Origin of the sequence: Oceanibaculum pacificum, from assembly GCF_001618175.1 — a bacterium.
Taxonomy (GTDB): domain Bacteria; phylum Pseudomonadota; class Alphaproteobacteria; order Oceanibaculales; family Oceanibaculaceae; genus Oceanibaculum; species Oceanibaculum pacificum.
Window position 1 is genome coordinate 1 of sequence record NZ_LPXN01000169.1, and the last position, 13,900, is coordinate 13,900.

Annotated in this window: 11 protein-coding genes; 3 read left to right on the plus strand and 8 right to left on the minus strand. The window is 69.5% G+C overall.

Annotated elements, in window-relative coordinates; genetic code table 11:
• Positions 1-23 precede the first annotated feature (23 nt).
• Both ligD and ku read right to left on the minus strand, forming a co-directional pair.
• On the minus strand, positions 24-2,516 hold the full coding sequence (gene ligD, locus AUP43_RS17570; protein ID WP_067560122.1) for a DNA ligase D: 2,493 nt from the start codon (positions 2,514-2,516) through the stop codon (positions 24-26).
• Between the two features lie 3 nt (positions 2,517-2,519).
• Positions 2,520-3,359 carry a non-homologous end joining protein Ku gene (ku, locus tag AUP43_RS17575; RefSeq protein ID WP_067560123.1) on the minus strand — a complete coding sequence of 280 codons (840 nt, stop codon included), beginning with the start codon at positions 3,357-3,359 and terminating at the stop codon, positions 2,520-2,522.
• Between the two features lie 188 nt (positions 3,360-3,547).
• Between ku and AUP43_RS17580 the strand changes: the two genes are divergently transcribed.
• The 3 genes from AUP43_RS17580 (at position 3,548) to AUP43_RS17590 (ending at position 6,678) form a co-directional block, all read left to right on the plus strand.
• Positions 3,548-4,567, plus strand: a complete 1,020-nt coding sequence (locus AUP43_RS17580; protein ID WP_084462897.1) for an acyl-CoA dehydrogenase family protein — start codon at positions 3,548-3,550, stop codon at positions 4,565-4,567.
• Between the two features lie 12 nt (positions 4,568-4,579).
• Positions 4,580-5,749 (plus strand): acyl-CoA dehydrogenase family protein, encoded by a 1,170-nt coding sequence (locus AUP43_RS17585; RefSeq protein WP_067560139.1) that lies wholly within the window; start codon positions 4,580-4,582, stop codon positions 5,747-5,749.
• A 128-nt stretch (positions 5,750-5,877) separates the two neighbouring features.
• Positions 5,878-6,678, plus strand: a complete 801-nt coding sequence (locus tag AUP43_RS17590; protein ID WP_067560124.1) for a crotonase/enoyl-CoA hydratase family protein — start codon at positions 5,878-5,880, stop codon at positions 6,676-6,678.
• Positions 6,679-6,694: 16 nt separating this feature from the next.
• Here the strand turns inward: AUP43_RS17590 and AUP43_RS17595 are convergent, their stop codons facing one another.
• The 6 genes from AUP43_RS17595 to AUP43_RS19330 form a co-directional block, all read right to left on the minus strand.
• Complete coding sequence (locus AUP43_RS17595; RefSeq protein ID WP_067560126.1) at positions 6,695-6,874, minus strand: 2-hydroxymuconate tautomerase; 180 nt, start codon at positions 6,872-6,874, stop codon at positions 6,695-6,697.
• Between the two features lie 75 nt (positions 6,875-6,949).
• A complete protein-coding gene (locus AUP43_RS17600) occupies positions 6,950-9,130 on the minus strand; it encodes an HlyD family efflux transporter periplasmic adaptor subunit (protein ID WP_067560128.1) in 2,181 nt (726 codons plus the stop codon).
• Positions 9,115-10,512, minus strand: a complete 1,398-nt coding sequence (locus AUP43_RS17605) for an efflux RND transporter periplasmic adaptor subunit (RefSeq protein WP_067560130.1) — start codon at positions 10,510-10,512, stop codon at positions 9,115-9,117. Before AUP43_RS17605 ends, AUP43_RS17600 begins: the two co-directional genes overlap by 16 nt.
• Positions 10,509-11,369: an efflux RND transporter periplasmic adaptor subunit gene (locus AUP43_RS17610; protein WP_067560132.1), complete on the minus strand. Its 861-nt coding sequence runs from the start codon at positions 11,367-11,369 to the stop codon at positions 10,509-10,511. The genes AUP43_RS17605 and AUP43_RS17610 overlap by 4 nt, the downstream gene beginning before the upstream one ends.
• A gap of 1 nt (position 11,370) precedes the next feature.
• The gene (locus tag AUP43_RS17615; RefSeq protein ID WP_198154961.1) at positions 11,371-12,906 is read right to left on the minus strand and encodes a TolC family protein; all 1,536 of its coding nucleotides are present in this window, start codon (positions 12,904-12,906) and stop codon (positions 11,371-11,373) included.
• A 45-nt stretch (positions 12,907-12,951) separates the two neighbouring features.
• On the minus strand, positions 12,952-13,900 hold a 949-nt coding region (locus tag AUP43_RS19330; RefSeq protein WP_198154962.1), incomplete at its 5' end, for a hypothetical protein.

A 13,900-nucleotide genomic window follows, 5' to 3' on the forward strand; every position in this document is an offset into this window, starting at 1 on the left:
AGGCGTCTCGAAGCATAAGGCGGCTAGCGCTTTTTCCTTGCTGTGGGCAGGGGCGCGGCGGAGTTGTGAAAGTCGCCCCAGGGATCGGCTTTGAGGGCGGCGAGGCGGGCCGGGGTATTGGCGACGGTGAAGTGGGCCGGGCCGATCTCCGGGCCCAGCTCGTCCCAGGCGAGCGGCATGGAGACGGGTGCGCCGGGGCGGGCGCGGGTGGAGTAGGCGGCCACCGCCGTCATGCCGCGCTGGTTGCGCAGATAGTCGATCAGGATCTTGCCCTTGCGCTTCGCCTTGGCGATGGTCGAGACGTAAAGCGCCGGGCTGTCGGCCGCCATCGCATCGGCCAACGCCTTGGTGAAGGCCTTGGCCGCCGGCCAGTCGGCCTTCGGCGTCAATGGCGCGACCACATGCAGCCCCTTGCCGCCGGAGGTCTTCACGAAGGCCGCCAGGCCGGCATCCTCCAGCCGGGCGCGCACCTCCCCGGCGGCGGCGATGACCGTTTCCCAGCCCACGCCCGGGCCGGGATCGAGATCGAGGGTGATCATGTCCGGCCGTTCCCAGTTCGCGACGGTCGAGCCCCAGGGGTGGATTTCCAGCGCCGCCGACTGCACCAGCCCCATCAGCCCGTCCAGATCCTCGATGGCGATCAGCGGTTCGCCCTGCTTGTCCTGCGGGTCGCGCACCTGGACGCTCTTCGGGTTCAGCCCCTTCCAGGCATGCTTCTGGAAGAATTGCTGGCCTTCGATGCCGGTGGGACAGCGCAGCAGCGCCAGCGGCCGGCCGACGATGAAGGGCGCGATGGAGCGCCAGATATCGGCGTAATAATCCGCCAGCCCCTCCTTGGTGACGCCCGCGTCGGGCCAGTAGATGCGGTCGGGATGGGTCAGCCTCACGGTGCGTTTCGGGGGTTTCTCGGGCGCCGGTCGCTTCCCCGGCTTCGCCGTTTCGCGCACGATCTCGGCGGCCGGCTTGTCCTCGCGCAGCCCCCGGAAGGAGGCATGGCGCAGATGGCCCTCGCCGGTCCAGGCGCGGAACTCGACTTCGGCCACCAGCTCCGGGCGGACATAGCGCACCTGGCGCGCCTCGGTCGCGGTGAGCTTGTCGGCGAACGGGCTGTCGTCGGTGCGCAGCTTCGCCAGCCGCTTCATCAGATCTTCCGCCACCGTGGCGCTGAAGCCGGTGCCGACGCGCCCGACATGCCGCAGCGCGCCTTCCTCATGCACGCCCAGCACCAGCGAGCCGACGGCCTTGCGCGAGACGCTGGAGGGCATAAAGCCGCCGATCACGAATTCCTGCCGGGCCGAGCATTTCGACTTCACCCAGCTTTTGCCACGCCCGCTGCGATAGGGCGAATCGCGCAGTTTGGAGATCACTCCCTCCAGGCTGAGCCGGCAGGCATGGCGCAGCACCATGGCGCCGCTTTCGTCGAAATGGCCGCTATAGCGCAGCGACCCGTCGTCCCCGGCGGCGTCGATCAGCTTTTCCAGCAGCGCCTTGCGCTCGACCAGCGGCGCTTTCGTCAGAGTGTGGCCGTCCAGATGCAGAAGGTCGAAGGCGTAGAAGCTGAACCGGTCGCTGCGCCCCTCGCTGAGGTCGGCCTGCAGGGCGGAGAAGTCGGACGCGCCGGTACCGGTTTCCACCACCAGCTCGCCATCGATCAGCGCCGCGCCGACCGGCAGCTTGCGGAAGGCCTCGACCACGGGCTTGCCGAATTTCCGGGTCCAGTCCAGCCCGCTGCGGGTCAGCAGCTTGACCTGCCGGCCCTCGATGCGGGCTTGCAGGCGGTAGCCGTCGAACTTGATCTCATGCAGCCAGCGCGCGCCGGTCGGCGGGGCGGCGGCCAGGCTGGCCAGCGCCGGCGGCAGGAAATCCGGCAGCTTGCCTTTCGTCGCGCCCTTGAGCGCGGCCGGGTCGAGCGGCGATCCGATGCGGCCGGTCTTCGAGGACCAGCCCGGCTTTTCGGTTGCGACCTCGGGTATCTTGCGGCCGGTCGCCACCGATTCCGGGCGCTGCTCCAGAATGTCGGGATCGTCGGCGCTGCGGGCGGCTTCGTCCTCGCCCTTGATCAGTAGCCAGTTCTCTCGCTTCTCGCCCTTCTTGCCGGCCATGCGCACCAGGTGCCAGCGGCCGCCCAGCTTCTCGCCCTTCAACTCGAATTCCAGATGGCCCTTGGCGTAGCCCTTCTTGGCGTCATGCACCGGGGTCCAGCTGCCGCGATCCCACAGGATCACCGTGCCGCCGCCATATTCGCCCTTCGGGATCGTGCCTTCGAAGCCGCCATAATCCAGCGGGTGATCCTCGACATGGACGGCCAGCCGCTTTTCGCCCGGCACCAGGCTGGGGCCCTTGGTGACGGCCCAGCTTTTCAGCACGCCGTCCATCTCCAGCCGGAAATCGTAATGCAGCCGCCGCGCATCGTGCTTCTGGATGACGAAGCTGTTGCCGGATTTGCGGGATTTCCGGCCCTTCGGTTCCGGCGTGGCGGTGAAGTCGCGCTTCTGGCGGTAGCTGTCGAGCGCCATCGCCTAGCTCGCCTTGCGCCGTGGCGCGGCCGATTTGGCCCTGACGCGGGCCGCCGGCTTTTTCTTCTTCGCGGCGCCGGCGCTTTCGCGCAGGGCGGCCATCAAATCGACCACCTTTTCCTGCCGGGCCGGCTTGCGCGGCTCGATCTTCTTGCCTTCCAGCTTCGCCTGCACCAGATCGGCCAGCGCCGATTCGTAGCGATCCTCATAGTGCGCCGGATCGAACTTGCCGGATTTGGTGTCGATGATGTGCCGCGCCAGATCCAGCATCTCGCCCTTGATCTTCAGGTCGGGTACGGAATCGAAGGCGCCCTCGGCGGCGCGCACCTCATAATCGAAATTCAACGTAGTGCCGATCAGCCCGTCGCCCTCGGCGCGGATCAGCAGGGTGCGGCAGCGGCGGAACAGCACGGTGCTGGCGATGGCCGCCACCTTCTTGCGGCGCATGCCCTCGCGGATCAGCGCGAAGGCCTCGGCGGCGTTGCGGTCGGCGGGGGCCAGGTAATAGGGCTTGTCGAAATAAACGCTGTCGATGTCGGAGCAGCCGATAAAGGCGGAGACCGCGAGCACCTTGTCGGTGTCCGGCACGGCGGCGGCAATCTCCTCCGGCTCCAGCACGACATAATCGCCCTGGCCGACCTCATAGCCCTTCACCTGGTCGTCGCGCTCCACCGGCTTGCCGGTGTCGCTATCGACGAATTGCCGGTTCATCCGGTGGCCGGTCGCCCGGTTCACCATGTGGAAGGCGATCCGATCCGAGGTCGAGGCGGCGGTGTAGAGCGCCACCGCGCAGGTGACCTCTCCCACCTTCAGAAACCCTTTCCAATTCGCGCGCGGCGCCATTCCCGGTCCCTGCCTGTCCGCTCCCTTCAGCGGAACGTGGCGAATCCGGCTTTTGTTCCGGACGGGTATGTTCTGCGCGACTTGCTGGGACTTTCATCGCAGGATATCGCCCAGCTCTACGCCGACGGCGCGGTGGTCCGGGACCGCCTGCTGACCGACGAATAAGAAACCGAGCAAGGGAGGAGAGCGTGAGTTTCGAAGCCAGCCTGCTGTTCGAGACGGCCGATCGGCTGCTTGCGAAGGAATGCACCGCCGAGCGGCTGCTGGAGGCGCAGGCCGGCGGCTGGCTCGCCGGCCCATGGGCGGCGCTGGAACAGGCCGGCCTGACCCAGGCGATGAGCCTGGGGGAGGAACTGCCGGCATCGACCGCCGTGCAGCTCGCCCGCATCGCCGGGTCGCACGCGCTGCCGCTGCCGCTGGCCGAGACGATGCTGGCCGGCTGGCTGCTCGCCCGCGCCGGGCTGGACGCGCCGGAGGGCGCGATCTCGCTGGCGATGGGCGACGACCTCTCCTTCGAGGACGGCAAGGCGAGCGGCACGCTGCGCCGGGTGCCCTGGGGCCGCCATGTCGCGCATGTGGTAACGGTGGTGGAGCGCTATGGCGTCGCCCATCTGCTCTGCCTGCCGACAGCGGGGGCGGGATTGACCGAGGGCGCCAATCTGGCGTTCGAGCCGCGCGACGATCTGGCGGTCGATTCGGCGCCGGTCGCGGCGGCGGCGTTTGCGGACGGGGTGGCCGGCTTCCGCGCGGCGGCGGCGGCGATCCGCGCGCTGGCGATGGCCGGGGCGATGGCCAGCACGCTCGACCTGACCGTGCGATACGCCAACGAGCGCAGCCAGTTCGGCCGGCCGATCGGCAAGTTCCAGGCGATCCAGCATAATATGGCGATCCTGGCCGGCCAGGCGGCGGCGGCACTCGGCGCCGGCGACATCGCGGCGGAAGCGCTGGGCGCGCGGGAGATCGGCGTGCTGCCCATCGCCATCGCCAAGGTGCGCGCGGGCGAGGCGGCGGGCATCGTCGCCGGGCTGGCGCATCAGATTCACGGGGCCATCGGCTTCTCGCAGGAATACCGGCTGCATTTCCTCACCAAGCGGCTGTGGTCCTGGCGCGAGGAATTCGGCGCGGAAGCGGAATGGAGCCGCCTGATCGGCCGCCAGGCAGTGGCCGCCGGGCCCGAGGGGCTGTGGCCCCTGGTCGCGTCGATCTGAGGAGGGATGGAGATGAACGCCCTGACTTTCCCGACTCCCGCCAGTTCCGAGGCCGCCGAGGCGCTGCGGGCCGAGGTGCGCGCTTTCCTGGCCGAGACCATCGCCGACCGGCCGCCGCACAAGCGCGCCGAGACTTGGTTCGGCTTCGATGCCGGCTTCTCCGAGAAGCTGGCCGCCAAGGGCTGGGTCGCCATGACCTGGCCGAAGCGCTATGGCGGGCACGAGCGCAGCGCCTTGGAGCGCTATGTCGTGCTGGAGGAGCTGCTGGCCGCCGGCGCGCCGGTCGCCGCCCACTGGATCGCCGACCGGCAGAGCGGCCCGACGCTGATGAAGTTCGGCACCGAGCGGCAGAAGGCCGACATCCTGCCGCGCATCGCGGCCGGCAAATGCTTCTTCTGCATCGGGATGAGCGAGCCGGATGCCGGCTCCGACCTGGCGGCCGTGCGCATGCTGGCGCGCAAGGTCGAGGGCGGCTATGTGGTGAACGGCACCAAGCTGTGGACCTCCTTTGGCCATCACGCGCATTACATGATTCTGTTCTGCCGCACCGATCCGGCCTCGCAGCGCCAGGAGGGCACCAGCCAGTTCCTGGTCGACCTCGCCACGCCCGGCATCTCGATCAAGCCGATCGTCGACATCTCCGGCAGCCATCATTTCAACGAGGTGCATTTCACCGACGTATTCCTGTCCGACGACGCGATCATCGGCGCGCCGGGCAATGGCTGGCAGCAGGTGACCAGCGAGCTGGCGCTGGAGCGCAGCGGGCCGGAACGCTTCCTGTCCTCCTTCGAGCTGCTGGTGCGGCTGGTCGCCTGGCTGCAATCGCGGCCCGAATCGCAGGCCGAATCGCAGGCCGAACCGCAGGCCGAGGCGCTGGTCGGCCGGCTGGTCGCCCATCTGGCGGTGCTGCGCCGGCTGTCCCGCTCGGTCGCCACGCTGCTGGAGAATGGCGAGAATCCCGGCCTCCAGGCTGCCATCGTGAAGGATCTGGGGGCGACGCTGGAGCAGGAAATGCCGGAGGTCATCCGCCATGTGCTGGCCCTGGAGCCGATGGTGGAATCGCCCGACCCCGCCGCCGCCGTGCTCGCCCAGCTGATCCTCAGCGCCCCCGGCTTCTCCCTGCGCGGCGGCACCCGCGAGATTCTGCGCGGCATCATCGCCCGCGGGCTGGGGTTGCGGTGACGATTCCATTTCTCCGACTGTCACCCCTGGTCTTGTACCAGGGGTCCACGCCTCCGCCTGCTGGATGTCGGCCGCGTGGGCTTGGAATGACGGACGGAGCGTTTAAACGGTTTTAGCGAGAGGAATCCATGACCGATTTGGTGCTGAGCGACCGGCAGGACGGAATCCTGACCCTGACCCTGAACCGGCCGGAGCTGCGCAATCCGATCTCGGATGCCGACATGGTAGAGGCGGTACTGGACGCGCTGGCGCCGCTGAACGGCGATATCGGCGTGCGCTGCGTGATCCTGACCGGGGCCGGCCCCGGCTTCTCCTCGGGCGGGAACATCAACAAGATGGGCGAGGCGGGCGGGCTGAATGCCGGCCTGCCGGCGCAGACGCGGCGCAATTACAAGGACGGCATCCAGCGCCTGCCGCTGGCCTTCGAGGCGCTGGAGGTGCCGGTGATCGCGGCGGTGAACGGGGCCGCCATCGGGGCCGGCTGCGACCTGGCGCTGATGTGCGACATCCGCATCGCCGGGCAGAGTGCTAAATTCGCCGAGAGCTTCGTGAAGCTGGGCATCGTGCCGGGCGATGGCGGGGCCTGGCTGCTGCCACGCGTGGTGGGGTTCTCCAAGGCCTGCGAGATGGCGCTGACCGGCGACCTGGTCGACGCCGAGGAGGCGCTGGCCTGCGGCCTGGTCTCCAAGGTGGTGCCGGACGCCGGGCTGATGGACGCCGCCCGCGCCCTGGCCGCGAAGATCGCCGCCAACCCGCCGCACGCCATGCGGCTGACCAAGAAGCTGCTGCGCCAGGGCTGGCGCTCGACCCTGGACGCGCATCTCGACGTGGCCGCCGCCATGCAGGCGCTGGCGCATGCGACGCGCGACCATAACGAGGCCATCGCCGCCTTCAAGGAGAAGCGCAAGCCCGACTTCACCGGCGAATAAGCGCCGCCTGTTGCCGCTAATCCTTGGTTTCGCCGCCGACCGAAAGATGGGTCTTCGGGATTTCGCGCAGGATGATTCGGATGCTGGCCGGCGGCGCGCCGATCGAGGTTTCGATGGCGGTGCTGACGGCCTTGTGCAGGGCCTTCTTCTGTTCCGGCGTGCGGCCTTCGAACAGGGTGATGTCGACGATCGGCATTCTTTTTCTTCCTTTGGTCCGACGGGTTAATCGGGCAACGATATCGGCGTTCGGCGGCCGTCGCCAGCCATCTCTTTACAATCCGCTTTCCTGGCGCAGCAGGGCGAACAGGCGGCGAATCATGCCTTGGCCCAGGCTCTGCGGTTCGGCTTCAATGGTGAGCGTGCCGCGTTCGACGCGCTGCGGCGGGGGGGCGGCGTCCTCGTCGGCGCCGGCCTCGGCGACGATCTTGTACAGGCCCTGCATCGGCCGGGGCGTCATGGTGGTTTCGTCGCGCACCACGGAAATCGGCCCACCATGCGAGGAGGCGAGGATTTCCGGCGTTTCCCGCGCCGCGGTCGGCGCGATCTCGGTGACAATGGCGGTGCGCCGCGGGCCGTTGAGCGCCTCGGCGTAAAAGCTGCTCCGCCCGCCCGGCCGCAGCCGGGCGACATCGACTTCCGGCACATAGGCCTGGATGTAGGGCGGGCGGGCATGGTCGATGACGGCCAGTAATTCCTCGCCCTCGGCCAGCCAGATATCGGCCTGCAGACCCTCCGGCATGTCGGTGACGGTGCCGGCCATGGGCGCGCGCACCACCAGCCGGGCGATGCGCTGGCGCAGCCCCTCGATGCGGCGTCGCTCGGCCGCCAGCCCGGCGACGATGACCTGCGTGCGCTCGCGCCGCAGCGCGTCGATGCCGAGCGAGGCGCGTTCCAGGATCAGCTCGTCATGGCGGCGGATCGCCTGGGCCAGGTCGTGCTTCAACTGCGGCGCTTCCAGCACCATCAGCGGCTGGCCCTCGCTCACCGCCATGCCCGGCCTGGCCAGCAACTCGACGATGCGGCTGGCCTCCGGCGCGTAGATCGTGGCGACATGGTTGCTCAGCATCGCCGGCACCGCCACGCTGGCGCGCCAGGGCAGGGCGAACAGGCAGATGCCCAGGCCCAGCAGGCACAGCGTGCGGAACAGGGCGAAGTTTGGCCGCAGCCGGGCGCGCTCCCGGCCCCAGGCGCGCATTTCCCGCCAGATCGGCGCGGCAATGAAATACACCAGCTCGACCACGAACAGCACGATGCCGAGCGCCTTGAAGAACAGATGATAGACCGCCAGCGCGATGCCCAGGAACAGCATCAGCCGGTACAGCCAGATGGCGAAGCCGAAGGCGGCATAGCCCAGGCGCGGCCGGTCGGGGGTCAGCGGCCGGTCCCAGCCGAACAGGAAGCGGCGCAGGTAATATTTCCCCGAGGCATGGGCTTTCTGCTCCAGATTGGCCACGCCGATCAGGTCGGAGAACAGGAAATAGCCGTCGAAGCGCATCAGCGGGTTCAGATTGACCAGCAGGCTCAACACCCAGGAGGTGGTGCCCAGCAGGAACAGCAGCGAGCGCGCCGGCCCGTCGCCCACCAGGTTCCACAGGAACAGCGACACGGCGGCGATGCCCAGCTCGACCGAGATGCCGCCGGCCCCCACTTGCAGCCGGTCGCGCCGCCGGGTCAGCCGCCAGGCGTCGGTCGTGTCGGTATAGGCCACCGGCCAGAACACGATGAAGGCCACCCCCATGCTCGGCACGCGCAGCCCCTTGGCCTTGGCGACGAAGGCATGGCCGAATTCATGGCAGATCTTCACCGCCACGATGGTCAGCGCATAGGCCGCCAGCCCTTCCAGCGAGAAGAAACCCACGGCGGTGGCCAGAAAGCTCTCGAACTGCCGGCTGACCAGATACAGGCCGGCAATCGCCAGCAGCGCCAGCACGGCGTGCGTCCAGGGGCTGCCCAGCCAGCGCACCCAGGGCAGGGCCGCGGTCAGGAACCGGTCGGGATGCAGCAGCGGCACCCGGAAGGAGATATAGCCGCGCAGCAGCCGCTTGAACATCGACGGCTTCGCCGCCAGCCGGCCGTGATAGCGCCGGCGCTGGGCATCGTCCGCCTCGGCCAGATTGTTGGCGCGCAGGAACTCGAACAGCGCCTCCACATCGGTCGGCGTCACGCGGCGGCGGAACCGGTTCCAGGCGGCCTCCGCGACGGCGGCGGCGGAGCGGCCATCGACCAGCGACAGCAGGTCGACCTCCTCCGCGCCGATGCGGAAATAGGTGTTGGCCATGCGGTCGTGCAGCAGCCAGGCCGGCGCGCCATCCTCGTCCGGCTCGGCCGGGTGGATGTCCAGCGTCTGGCGCAGTCGCGGCGCGGGGTCGCCGCCGGCGCGCGGGGCCACGGCCTCGGCCATGGCGCCGCCGAAGCCGATGCCGGGAACCGGCGCGCTTAGAAGCCCAGCCATGGTCGGATCGCGGCCCAGGGCCGGCGGAAGATGAGGAAATAGAGCGGCACGTCGTCGCCTTGCAGCCGCGTCGTGCCGCGCAGACCGATGCGCGGCAGCGTCGCCGTTTCGTCCAGATCGGCGATCACGCGGAAGGCCAGGATATTGGCCGGCGAAAGCTGCGCCTGATAGTCGATGTCGCGCACCGTGCCGTGCAGCACCTCGTCGGGGGCGATGTTCAGATACAGCGACAGCGGCGCGCCGGGCGCCAGCGGCAGGCTGTCCTCGACCGGCAGCCAGGCCTCGATCTCGACCGCGCTGGGATCGGCGATGGTCAGCAGCCGCTCGCCCAGACGAACCGGCTTGCCGAGCATTTCCGGGAAGTTCGGCACCAGCACGATGCCGGCGCGGTCGGCGCGCACGGCAATGCGCTCCAGTAGCTCCTCCAGATAGGTGACTTCCGCGGCGGCCTGCGCCACGCGGGCATTCAGCACGGCGTAGCGGCTGGCGGCCTCATTGTCGCGCATCGCGGTCTGCTGCGCCTGGCGGAATTCGGCGCGCGCGATGTCCAGCCCCTGGATCGCGGCGTCCAGCTTGGTGCGCAGCGCGCTGTCGTCCAGCCGCAGCAACAGCTCGCCGGGATGCACCGACTGGTTCGGCTGAATCGCCACCTCGCCGATCACGCCTTCCAGCGGGGCGCGCACGACGGTGGAATCGGCGGCCTTCAGCTCGGCCGGGGCCAGCGCGCTCCAGGTGACCGGAATGAACATCGCGGCCGCCGCCGCACCGCCTAGCAGGGCGGCGACTAGGCCGAGGCGCAGGCCGCGCAGGGCGGTCGGGCGGCGGCGCATGGTCAGCCGGTCCAGCGCATGCGTTGCGGCTTCCGCCGCGCGGGCCAGCAGCCGTCGCTCCTCGTCGCGCCAGGGCGCGGCGCGGCCGACCAGCATGCCGCCCAGGACCGGTCCCTCCACACCGCCGCCCGGCTTGCCGTCCAGGGTGATGGCAAGCGGCAGCCAGACGGCATGAGCGGGCAGGAAATCCGCCCAGTCGGTAGCCAGCGCCGGCGGCAGGGTGGCGGCGGAAACCGGATAATCGGTCGCGGGCTTGCCGGCCTTGCGGCCTGCCAGCGCCTGGCGGTGCAGATGCTCGCCCAGCCGGCGGGCGAAGACGGTGAAGGGGGCGTCTCGCACCGGCTCCGGCAGGCCGGCGACGGCGGCGACGCGGCCGCCGCCGGTGCGGTCCAGCCAGATCAGGCCGGAGTCCATCGGCACGATCATGCCGAGATCGTTGATTGCGGTGAACAGCAGCGCATCGACGCCGCCCGCCCGCCGCAACCGCTGCTCCAGCAGCAGCAGCTCAGCCAGACCGCGCAATTGCAGATCGCGCGTGTCGGCGTGGCTCATTGCGTTGGTTCCACCGCCAGGTCGATCGGCCCGCTCATCCCGGCCAGCAGGTTCTTCGGCGGGTTCGTCAGGCTACCGATCAGGCGCACCGTCTGGCTCACCGGGTCGACCCGGCCCTCGGTGCCGTCGATCCGGCCGGACACGTCGATATCCAGCTCGTCGATATGCATGGTGAAGCGCCGGCCGACCGTCACGTCGGACAGCCAGGTCGAGGGCACGGCGGCATCGACCAGCAGGTCGCTATTATCGACCAGATGCAGCAGCGGCTCGCCCTCGGCGACATATTGGAAGGCCTGCGCGGACTTGCCGACCACGACCCCGGCGAAGGGGGCGACGATCCTGCAATGGCGCATGCGCGCCGCGATGCGCTGCTCCTCGGCGCGGGCCACGGCCATTTCGGCGCGGCTGAGGTCGACCTCCAACCCGCTGATATTGTTGGCGTCGGCCAGCTTGTTGTTGACCGTGTAGCGGGCGGTGGCGGCTGATTGCCGGGCCTGCGCGGTGCGGCGGTCGGCCTCCAGCACGGCGCAATCCATCGTCACCAGCGGGGCGTTGGCGGCGACGATGTCGCCGACTTCGACCGGGAAGGATTCGATGCGTCCCGGCAGGCCGGCGCCCAGCACGGTCTGCCGGCGCGGGCGCAACTGCCCGCGCACCGAATCGAGCGGCCGGCTTTCGCTCGCGGCCGGCGCCGTGCCGCGAGCCGCCTCCACCGGCGGCAGCGACAAGGATGGGTCGATGAGCCCGGAAGGCAGCTCCACCGGCGGTTGCTGCTGGGCGGCGGCCATGGTCGCGGCCGCCACCAGGATCAGCGTCGCAAGGGCAGCCCGGCGGCCGTATCTTCCGGCCGGGCGCATGTTATTTCTGGACGGCCGCTTCGATCTGCGGCAGCTCCCCGAAATCGCCGGCTTCCCATTTGGTGAAGGCCGCTTTCACCAGCCCGGCCAGATCCTCGACCGATTTGGACTGATAATCCTCCGGCGCGACCGAGAGACCCAGGCTGACCATGTACAGCCCATAGGCGTTCTGCGCGTCGGCATAGGCCAGAAGATTGGCGACGGTGGAGCGCAGCGCGCGCACCTCGCTCTGCACCCCGGCGATGCCGGAGGTGGCCGAGCTGGCGGCGGCCTGGAGCGTCAGGCGGCGGATTTCGCTGTCGATGCTGTCGATGTCCCGGGTGCGGCGCAGCCGTTCCAGCGCGCTGAGATAGGTTTCGTGGCTGAGGCGCAGGCGGGTGATCACCGCCATGTTGGTCGCCAGCCGGCGGGCGACGGCAAGCTGCTTGCGGCCCTCGTTCAGATCCTTGATCTCGTCATAGGCCAGCAGCCGCATGATGTTCCAGTTCACCCGCGCGCCGACCTCGGCCCAGGTCTGGTTGTAGAGGTAGCTGTTGGTGTCGAAATTGACCGCGCTGAACAGCTCGACGCCCGGCAGCAGGCGGATCAGCGCCTTGCGGCTTTCCAGCTGCTCGATGCGGATATTGTAGAGCTGGGCGGCGTAGTCGCCGGAATTCACCAGCGCCATCAGCTCCTGCCGTTCCAGATCGGTCGGCGGGGAGGGCGGCATCGGCAGGGCTTCCGGCGCGACCAGCTTCACCTCCTGGCTGGGCGGCACGTTGATCAGCGCGGCCAGGTCGACCCGCGCGGCGCTGACCGACTGCTGCATGGTCTCCAGCTGCTGGATGATTTCCGACAGGGTGCGCATCTCCTCCAGCACCCGCAGGGGCGGGCGCAGGCGGGCGTTCAGCACCCGGTCGAGATCGGCGCGCGCCTTGTTGGCCTCGGTCAGCAGCGTGTCCACGCGGCCGCTGATCATCTGCATCGCGGCGGCGCGCCAGAAGGCGGTGCGGACCTGCTGGACGAGCTGCATCATCGCCTTTTCGCGCGTCAGCTCGGCCACCAGATAGCGGTTCGCCTCCTGATTGGCTTGCAGGTAGCTGATGCCGAAATCCAGCACGTTCCAGGAGAAGCGCGCGCTGGCGTTGAACCGCTCGCGATCCTCGGAGGTCGACGGCTCCAGGCTTTGCCGGCGGGTCAGCACCGAGGTCGAGCTGGAGGCGTTGTCATTGTCGCGCGCTGTGGCCCCGGCGGTGGCCGCCAGGATCGGCAGCATGTCCATCTTGGCCAGCTCGAAGCTCTTGTTGGCCAGCGCCGCCTCCATGATCTGGACGCGGTGGGCCAGGTTGAACTTCAGCGCCCGGGCAACGGCGGTGGACAGGTCGAGCGGCCCGGTCACCTTCTCTTCCGAGGCGGCGATCAGCGACTGGTCGGCCACGGCGGTCTGGGCGATCTCCTGCAGCTCGATCGGCTCCGGCGTGACCGAGCAGGCGGCCAGCGCCAGCAACGAGACGGACAGGAGCAGGCTGCGGCGCAGCGCGGGCTTGAGTGCGGTCACGAGGGTCTGGTCCTTGAGCTTTTTCATGGCGGTGCCGTGAGTTGATTAGGCGGAGGCGCGGAAGATGCTGAGTAGGTCCGCCAGCAGCCGGTCGCGTTCGGTGAAGGCTGCCTGTCGGCCGACCTTGTCGAGCTGCTCGGCGGTGGCCTGGCGGCCCTCCGGGCGCACCTCGTCGAGGCTGCCTTGCTGTTGCGGCGTAGCGCTCGGCGCGTCGTCATTGGCCGGCGGCGGCGTTTCGCCATCGCCTGCGTCCGGCTGTTGCGCGTCTTGGGGGGCACCGTCGGCCGGGGCGCTGCGCTGCTCGGTATTGGCGGCGGCGTCGCCGGCCTGCTGCGAGGCGTTGCGAGACTGCGCCGCCTCGGTGAAGGCGACGAAGAAGGTGGTCGACACCTCGTTGCCGGCGGTGTCGCGGCCCTTCACCCGGATATCGATGCCCTCCACCCCGGCTTCGCGCGGCACGTCGGTATCGACCGTGAAGGTGCCGGTGTCGGAGTCGAAGATGACGTAGCTGGGCAGGGCCGAGCCGTCAGGCAGCGTCGCTTCCACCGCGATGCGCTCCGCCGGGTCGGTATGGCGGAAGGCATTCGCCGGCATGGCGAAGCTCTGCGTGCCCTCGTTCAGCACCCGGTCCTGCAACTCGACGGTGAGCTGTAGCGGGTTGATCGCGGGCTGGCGGAACGCGCTGATGTCGCTGTTCGCCAGGCTTGGCAGATCGCGCGACCGGTCGCCGCCCAGCGCCGGATTGTCGAAGCTGGAGGTCGAAGTGCTGCCGGGGCCAACGGGGCCGGTGATGACGCCGGCCGGCGGCGTCGCCGGAGTCACCGTGCCGGCCGGCGTGGACGGCACCGCGATGATCGGCGGCACCGGCGGCGGCGGCGTCGGCGCGGGCGGCGTGGTCGGCGGCGGGGCAGGCGGCGTCACCGGCGGCGGCGTGACCGGGGGCTCCGGCGTCACCGGCGGTTCCACCGGCGGCTCCGGGTCGACCGGCGGTTCC